7 protein-coding genes are annotated in these 7836 nt (G+C 64.8%); all 7 read left to right on the top strand.

What is annotated here, in order from left to right:
• Window positions 1-92: 92 nt before the first annotated feature.
• The 7 genes from ACZM96_RS03545 to xseB all read left to right on the top strand — a co-directional run bounded on the left by ACZM96_RS03545 (window position 93) and on the right by xseB (window position 7809).
• Entirely contained in the window at window positions 93-647 is a 555-nt protein-coding gene (locus ACZM96_RS03545; protein ID WP_294484963.1) for a hypothetical protein, read from the top strand.
• Window positions 648-1051: 404 nt separating this feature from the next.
• Window positions 1052-1972, top strand: a complete 921-nt coding sequence (gene rarD / locus ACZM96_RS03540; RefSeq protein ID WP_489487385.1) for an EamA family transporter RarD — start codon at window positions 1052-1054, stop codon at window positions 1970-1972.
• Window positions 1969-3057 carry a flavodoxin-dependent (E)-4-hydroxy-3-methylbut-2-enyl-diphosphate synthase gene (ispG, locus tag ACZM96_RS03535; RefSeq protein ID WP_489487383.1) on the top strand — a complete coding sequence of 363 codons (1089 nt, stop codon included), beginning with the start codon at window positions 1969-1971 and terminating at the stop codon, window positions 3055-3057. The genes rarD and ispG overlap by 4 nt, the downstream gene beginning before the upstream one ends.
• Window positions 3058-3067: 10 nt before the next feature.
• Window positions 3068-4807: a proline--tRNA ligase gene (locus ACZM96_RS03530; protein ID WP_489487381.1), complete on the top strand. Its 1740-nt coding sequence runs from the start codon at window positions 3068-3070 to the stop codon at window positions 4805-4807.
• Between the two features lie 370 nt (window positions 4808-5177).
• Complete coding sequence (gene xseA / locus ACZM96_RS03525; RefSeq protein WP_489487379.1) at window positions 5178-6647, top strand: exodeoxyribonuclease VII large subunit; 1470 nt, start codon at window positions 5178-5180, stop codon at window positions 6645-6647.
• Between the two features lie 29 nt (window positions 6648-6676).
• Entirely contained in the window at window positions 6677-7579 is a 903-nt protein-coding gene (locus ACZM96_RS03520) for a M23 family metallopeptidase (protein ID WP_489487378.1), read from the top strand.
• Complete coding sequence (gene xseB / locus ACZM96_RS03515) at window positions 7576-7809, top strand: exodeoxyribonuclease VII small subunit (protein ID WP_294484971.1); 234 nt, start codon at window positions 7576-7578, stop codon at window positions 7807-7809. The genes ACZM96_RS03520 and xseB overlap by 4 nt, the downstream gene beginning before the upstream one ends.
• The last annotated feature ends 27 nt before the right edge of the window (window positions 7810-7836 follow it).

Raw genomic sequence — 7836 nt, 5'->3', positions numbered from 1 at the left:
AACGGCACCCGTCGCGTCGAACCTGAATACTGATCCTCCGCAGGATCCATATTTATCCTTTTCCGTAACACCATCTACTCTGGGAGGACCAGATGCTTGATCCGAAACAGTGCGTTCTTTTCAGCGGCGGCGCTGCCGGTGCTGAACAGTTCTTTGGAGCTCAGGCCGAAGCCTGGGGCATCGAAGAGGTCAACTACAGCTTTGAAGGCCATCAGATAGAGCGCACGCGCGGCGTTCGCGTGCTCACTCAGGACGAACTGGCGCTCAAGGACGTCAGCATGACCTATGTTTCCCGCCTCATGGGCCGCGAATACACCCGCGCTCCGCTGTTCCGCAAAGTCCTCCAGTCCATCTGCTGGCAGGTCAGCAGCGGCAGCGAAGTGCTCGTCGTCGGTGAAATTCAGGAAGACAAGACCGTCAAGGGCGGCACCGGCTGGGGCGCGGAATTCGCCAAGCTGTGCAACAAGCCCCTGCTCGTCTTCGATCAGAAGAAGGACGCCTGGTTCCGCTGGATCAACGATGAATGGGTGAAGAAGGACGATCCCATCATCAAGCATTCGCGCTTCACCGCCACCGGCACCCGCTTCCTGGAAGCCAACGGCCGCCGGGCCATCGTGGAGCTCTACGCCCGCTCCTTCAACCGCTAGTCCTTCCGGCCTCGTCTTCGGGCCGTCCGCGTCGCGGACGAAACGTTCCGAAGCGCCTTTTCGTTTCACGCGCAGTCCGCTCTTCCGCCCCATCGCGGAAGAGCGGACTTGCTGGTTACGGACATTGCGCCATCAGAACGCCAGGCGCTCCCCCTTCGCTGCCGCACGGTGCCGCAGGCGGACAGACGGGAGAGCTCCTGCGCCACGCCCGGCTTCCTCCCGCGCCGCGAAAGCGTCAGTTTCGGCCGAAACGTTCGGGGGGCCGACGGGCGCTTGCCCGCGGCTGCGAAAGACGCCTCTCATCGGTGTTTCCGCCGCGCCGACGCCTTTGCCGGAAAACGTCCGTCCTCCTTTCACACCCGCCTGAAACATTTGCCCCGCAGCGCGCCCGACCGTCAGTTTTCATGATGCATCTTCACCTCTCCTTCATGCCCAGGGAATGCACCGGCTCCTGCGCGGGAACCGGCGCAGGTCTTGCCGCCCATCTTCTGTGGGGCGTCGCCGTGCTGTTCTGGCCGCTGCTCGGCTCCCTGAATCCCATTTCCATCATGGCCCACCGCATGATCTGGACCGTGATCTTTCTCGGCGCCGTGCTGGCCTTCACCCGTCAGTTCCCGGCCGTGCGCGCCGCCTTTGAAAGCAGGCGCACGCTGCTCTCCCTCTTTCTTGCCGCAGCGCTGCTCGGCCTGAACTGGAGCGTCTATCTTCTCGCCGTCACCACCGGGCGCATCGTGGAATCCTCTCTGGGCTACTTCATCACTCCCCTGCTCAACGTGCTCATGGGGCAACTACTGCTCGGCGAAAAACTTTCCCGCGCGCAGGGAGCCGCCGTCGCCCTGGCCGTCGTGGGCGTGTCGGCAAGCGTTATCGCTTACGGCCACATCCCGTGGATAGGCCTCACCCTCGCCTTTTCCTTCGCCTTTTACGGCTACGTGCAGAAAACCCTGCGCATGCCCTCCGCGCCCAGCCTCTTCGTGCAGGCGCTCATGCTCATGCCCCTCTCCCTGCTCTGGCTCGGCTTCACGGAACCGGGCTTCGGCATCGTCGGCTACGGCCCCCTGCGTCCGGTTCTGCTCGCCTGCACCATCGCCTTCACCGGTCTGCCGCTGCTCATGTTCGGCTACGCGGCCCGCCGCGTCACCCTCGCCACCATAGGCATTCTGCAGTACGTCAGCCCGTCCATTTCCTTTCTGCTGGCCATCACCGTGCTCGGAGAAAGCATGAAGCCCTCCGACATGATCTCCTTCCCCGTCATCTGGCTGGCCCTTGTCATCTACACCTGGGACGCGCTACACCATCTGCGCAGCTTCAAGGAGAAAGCATGAACGCTCCCCACAGAAATCACACCCGGCAGCTTCGGCTCGGCAACGTGCTCATCGGCGGCGGCGCGCCCGTCGTGGTGCAGAGCATGACCAACACCGACACGCGCGACGCCACCGCCACGCTGGAACAGATACAAAAGCTCTGCGACGCAGGATGCGAAGTGGTGCGCCTCGCCGTGCCCGACGAAAAGGCCGCCTCCGCCCTGAAAACCATTGCCGACCGCTCTCCCGTGCCCCTTGTGGCCGACATTCACTTCGACTACCGCCTCGCCCTCGCCGCGCTCGACGCAGGCCTCAAGGGGCTGCGCATCAATCCCGGCAACATCGGCGGCGAAGGCCCGGTGGACAATCTGGCCGCGGCCGCCAAGGCCAACGGCGCGGTGATCCGCGTGGGCGTGAACAGCGGCTCCGTGGAGAAGGATCTGCTGGAGCGCTTCGGCGGCCCCACGCCCGAGGCGCTGGTGGAAAGCGCGCTCTCCCACGTGCGCATGCTGGAGAAGCGCGGCTTCTACGACATCAAGGTTTCGCTCAAGTCCTCCTCGGTGACGGACACCATTGCCGCCTACCGTCTCATGGCCGAACGGGCGGATTATCCGCTGCATCTCGGCGTCACCGAGGCGGGCACGCCCATGCGCGGAACCGTAAAATCCGCCGTGGGTCTCGGCCTTTTGCTTTTTGAGGGCATCGGCGATACCATACGCGTCTCCCTCACGGCCGATCCGGTTCGGGAAGTGGCCGTGGCCTGGGAAATTCTGCGCGCCGTGGGCCTTCGCAGCCGCGGCCCGGAAATCGTTTCCTGCCCCACCTGCGGCCGCACGGAAATCGACCTCATCGGCATGGCCGAAAAGGTGGAGGAATACGTGCAGTCCCATCCCGCGGCCGCCGCGAGCCGTCTCAAGATCGCGGTCATGGGATGCGTGGTCAACGGCCCGGGAGAAGCCCGCGAAGCCGACATCGGTCTGGCGGGCGGGCGCGACAAGGGCGTCATATTCCGCAAGGGAAAGGTGCTGCGTTCCGTGAACGGTCAGGACGCTCTGCTTGCGGCTTTTCTTGAAGAACTCGACAAACTTCTTACCCAAAGCAACTGAAGGATCCTCTATGCGCTGGAGCCGTTACTACATCCCCACCCTGAAGGAAGCCCCCGCCGACGCCGAAGTCATCAGCCACAAGCTGCTGGTGCGCGCGGGCATGATTCGCAAGCTCACGAGCGGCATCTACACCTGGCTGCCTCTCGGCCTCCGCACGCTGGAAAAGGCCAAGGACATCGTGCGCCGCGAAATGAACGCCGCCGGAGCCATTGAAGTGCTGCTTCCCATGGTGCAGCCCGCCGAACTGTGGCAGGAATCCGGCCGCTGGAAGAAGTACGGCAAGGAACTGCTGCGCTTCCAGGACAGGCACGACCGCGACTACTGCCTCGGCCCCACCCATGAAGAGGTCATGACCGATCTTCTGCGCGGCGAAGTGAAGTCCTATCGTCAGCTGCCCCTGAACCTGTATCAGATTCAGACCAAGTTCCGCGACGAAGTGCGTCCCCGCTTCGGCCTCATGCGCGGCCGCGAATTTCTTATGAAGGACGGCTACTCCTTCGACGTGGACGACGAAGGCGCGAACAGAAGCTACGCTTCCATGAAGGAAGCCTATCACAAGATCTTCAGCAGCATGGGCCTCGATTTCCGCCCCGTGGAAGCAGACTCCGGCGCCATCGGCGGCAATTTCTCCCATGAGTTCATGGTGCTCGCCGAAACCGGCGAAGACGCCATTGCCGCCTGCACCAACTGGCCGGACTGCACCTGGGCCGCAAACGTGGAACGCGCACCCATCAGCACCACCTTCACGCAGGATGAAACGCCCTGCCCCGCCATGGAAGAGGTGGCCACGCCCGGCCAGCACACCATTGAGGAAGTGTGCGCCTTCCTCGGCGTTTCCGCCGACAAGCTCGTCAAGACGCTGCTCTTCATGGCCGACGGCAAGCCCGTGGCCGTGCTGCTGCGCGGCGACCGCGAACTCAACGAAATCAAGCTCGCCCACCTCATCGACGCCGACGACATTCAGTTCGCCACGCCCGAACAGGTGCAGGCCATGACCGGAGCTCCCGTGGGCTTTGCCGGCCCCGCCGGACTCAAGGGCGTGGACAAGATCTACGCCGACAAGGAACTCATGGCCTCCAACGACTGGATTGCCGGAGCCAACAAGGCCGACGCGCACGTGCGTCACCTGAGCCTCGTGCGCGACGTGACCCTGCCCATCGAATGGGCGGATCTGCGCAACGCCGTGGCCGGCGATCCCTGCCCCTGCTGCGGCCGTCCGCTGGAAATCAAGCGCGGCATCGAAGTGGGCCACATCTTCAAGCTCGGCACCAAGTACAGCGAAGCGCTGCACGCCGTGTTCCTTGACGAAAACGGCAAGGAAAGACTCATGATCATGGGCTGCTACGGCATCGGCGTGTCCCGCGTGGTGGCCGCCTGCATCGAACAGAACTTCGACGAGCACGGCATCATGTTCCCGCCGCAGCTTGCGCCCTTCGACGCGCACATCGTGTGCCTTGATCCCAAGAACGCCGACGTGGCCGCCAAGTGCGACGCCATCGACGCCTATCTCACCTCCCTCGGCATGGAAACCCTGTACGACGACCGCGAAGAACGCCCGGGCGTGAAGTTCAAGGACGCCGACCTCATCGGCATTCCCATGCAGATCACCGTGGGCGGCAAGGGCCTTGCGCAGGGCGTGGTGGAAGTGAAGAACCGCCGCACCGGCGAAAAGTCCACCCTTCCCGCCGACAGCTTCGAGCAGGCCTTCCCCGCGTGGCGGCAGTCCGTGCTGGACAGCTGGAAGCGCTGACGAGACGAGCCGCCCGGATCTTCGGTTCCGGGCGGCCTTTTTTCTCCGCGCAGAGCGCGCAAACACGGAAGACGCGCTGACGCTCCGCGCCGGGCCGGACGGCGCATCGGACACCGGACCGGACGCCGAAACTTTTACGCGTTCGCCGCGCCGGACGCAGGATGAACAGGAGACGTGCGGACGCGTTTCTGAGGGCGCGCTCATGTTCGCAGGCCGCGCCCGCCTATGCGCAGGTGGCGCGAAGGGTGCGCGCAGGTGGGGGAGAGCGACGCGGCAAGCGCGCTGCGCCGTTCAGGCGCGTTTGCGGCAGAAGCGCCCTTTTCCGGTCACAAATCACGGCAAATGTTGTCCGCTCCCGGAGGCTATCGACATGGATGCCATTCTCAGCGTGCGGCAGGTCACGGAACGACTGCGTCAGACCGTGGAAAGCCGCTTCCCGTACGTGTGGGTTCAGGGAGAAGTGACCAACCTTTCCCGTCCTTCGTCGGGACACGTCTATTTTTCCCTGAAGGAAGACGACGCGCTCTTAAACTGCGTATGGTTCAGAAGGCAGCAGAAGGACGAGGCCTTTGATCCGCTCACCGGCGAGGTGTGGGAAGACGGGCCGCGCCCCAGTCTCGCCCGCACCATGGAGAACGGACAGACCCTCGTGTGCGCCGGTCGCCTCACCGTGTACGGCGCGCGCGGTCAGTATCAGATGATCGTCGATCTGGCGCAGGCCGCCGGACTCGGCCTGTGGCATCAGGAATTTGAAGCGCTCAAGCGCAGGCTGGCCGCCGAAGGCCTGTTCGACGCGGCAAGAAAGCGCCCCCTGCCCCGCGAACCACGCCGCGTGGCCGTGATCACCGCGCCGAGCGGAGCCGCCATCCGCGACTTCATCCGCATCAGCTCGACCCGCGGTCTCGGCGCGGAAATCCGCATTCATCCCGTGCCCGTGCAGGGCGAAGACGCGCCGCCGCGCATCGTGGAGGCTCTCGAAGAGGTGGGACGCGAAGGCTGGGCCGAAGTGGCGGTGCTCATCCGCGGCGGCGGCTCGGTGCAGGATCTGTGGGCCTTCAACGACGAGCGCGTGGCCCGCGCCGTGTACCGCTGTCCCATTCCCGTGCTCACGGGCATCGGGCATGAAATCGATCACAGCATCACCGACTTCACGGCCGACTACGCCGCAGCCACGCCCAGCCACACGGCACAGATTCTCTGGCAGGAGAGGCACGTGCTGGCCCAGCATGTGGACGGCCTGGAAACGGCCCTGCAAAACGCCCTCGACCGCCGGCTGGACGATCTTTCCCTGCGTCTGCGGCACGCGGCCCGGGCGCTTGGTCTGCTCTCGCCCCGGGAGCGCATGCGCGCGCAGGCGGAACGGCTCGACGACGCGACAAGACGTATGAAGGCGGGCCTGAACGCCCTGCTGGAAAAGCGCGCCCGCACGCTGGAAACGCTTTTATCAGGTCTGCGCGATCAGAAAGGACGCCTCGACGCGCGCGAAGCGGAGCTCGAACACCTGGCCCTGCGCCTGCGCGGGGCCGGAGAAGCGCGCCTTCAGCGCGCGCAGGCGCAGGCGGAACGCGCGCAGGCCGCGCTTTTACCCCTCGGCCGCATGATCGGCCTTGCCGAAGAGCGCAGCCTCACCCGTCTGGAGCTCCGTCTGCAGGCGCTTGATCCCTTCGAGCCGCTGCGCCGGGGCTACGCCGTGGCCTTCGACGAAGAAGGCCGCATTCTCCGTTCCGTGTCGGACACCGCGCCCGGCCGCATGTTTTCCGTCACCCTTGCCGACGGCCGCGTCGTCGGCTCCGTCACCGCCGTCACGCCCGAGCCGCCGGACAAAAACTCCCGGTCGTGACCTCCGCAACCTTCGTCAGAGACTCGCTCATGAAACGCCTTGTTCTTCTTGCCGCGATGATTCTTTCCCTTGCCGGATTCGCGCAGGCCGCGGAATTTTCCGTGCCTGCAAAGGTCAGTCAGGGACACGCCTTTCCGGTTTCCGTTGCCGACGCCGCGCCCTTTGAAGCCGTGTTTTCCTGGCGCGGCGAACAGTTCCGCGTGCCCGCCACGCAGGAGGGCGCGCTCTGGAAGGCGGAACTTCTTCTCGCCATGCCCATAGACGCCAAAGGACGCCATACCGTTTCCCTGCGCGTGAACGGCGAAAAGCGCGACTTTTCCGTAACGGCCGCGGCCGTGCCGTGGCCGAAAAGCATTCTGAAGGTGGCTCCCAAATACGTCGAGCCGCCGCGCGAGGTGCAGGAACAGATTGCCCGCGACGCGGCGAGCAGCCGCAAGGCGCTTGCCTCGCGCACGGAAAAAACCTGGACGCTGCCCCTGAAAAAACCGGTGCCCGGCGGCGTGACCAGTCCGTTCGGCGGCCGCCGCGTGTTCAACGGCAAGCCCCGCGCCCCGCACAAGGGCACGGACATGCGCAGCCCGGAAGGCGCAAGCGTGCTCGCCGTGGCCGACGGCACCGTGCTGCTCGCCGAACCGCAGTATTTCGGCGGAAACACCGTGTACATCGATCACGGTCAGGGCGTGATAAGCACCTATGCCCACCTTTCCGCCTTTGACGTTTCGCCCGGACAAAGCGTAAGAAGAGGACAGGTCATAGGACGTTCCGGCTCCACGGGCCGCGTGACCGGGCCGCATCTGCATCTCGGTTTTCTGGTGCAGGGCGTGGCCGTGGACGCCATGCCGCTGTTTCAGGATCCGCCCTCGCTCGTCGGCGGCCCCACCCGCAGCATTTTCGATTCCGCCCCCAAGGCCAAGAACCGGAGTTCCCGATGAAGAAAAAAGAACCCACCTTTGAAGAACGTCTGGCGCGTCTTCAGGCCATTGTGACCACGCTGGAAGCGGGCAACAGTCCGCTGGAGGAGAGCGTGGCCCTGTACAAGGAAGGACTCGCCCATGCCGCCGCCTGCCGCGAACAGCTCGAAAAGGCCCGGCACGACATACGCCTCTGCACCGAAGCGGGCACCGAGCCCTTCGACGCCGGCAGTCAGGAAGACGACGAATAACCCGGACCGCAATCCGGCGGCCCCTTC

The organism is Mailhella sp. (assembly GCF_057866825.1).
This window is presented reverse-complemented; position numbering and strand designations above follow the sequence as displayed.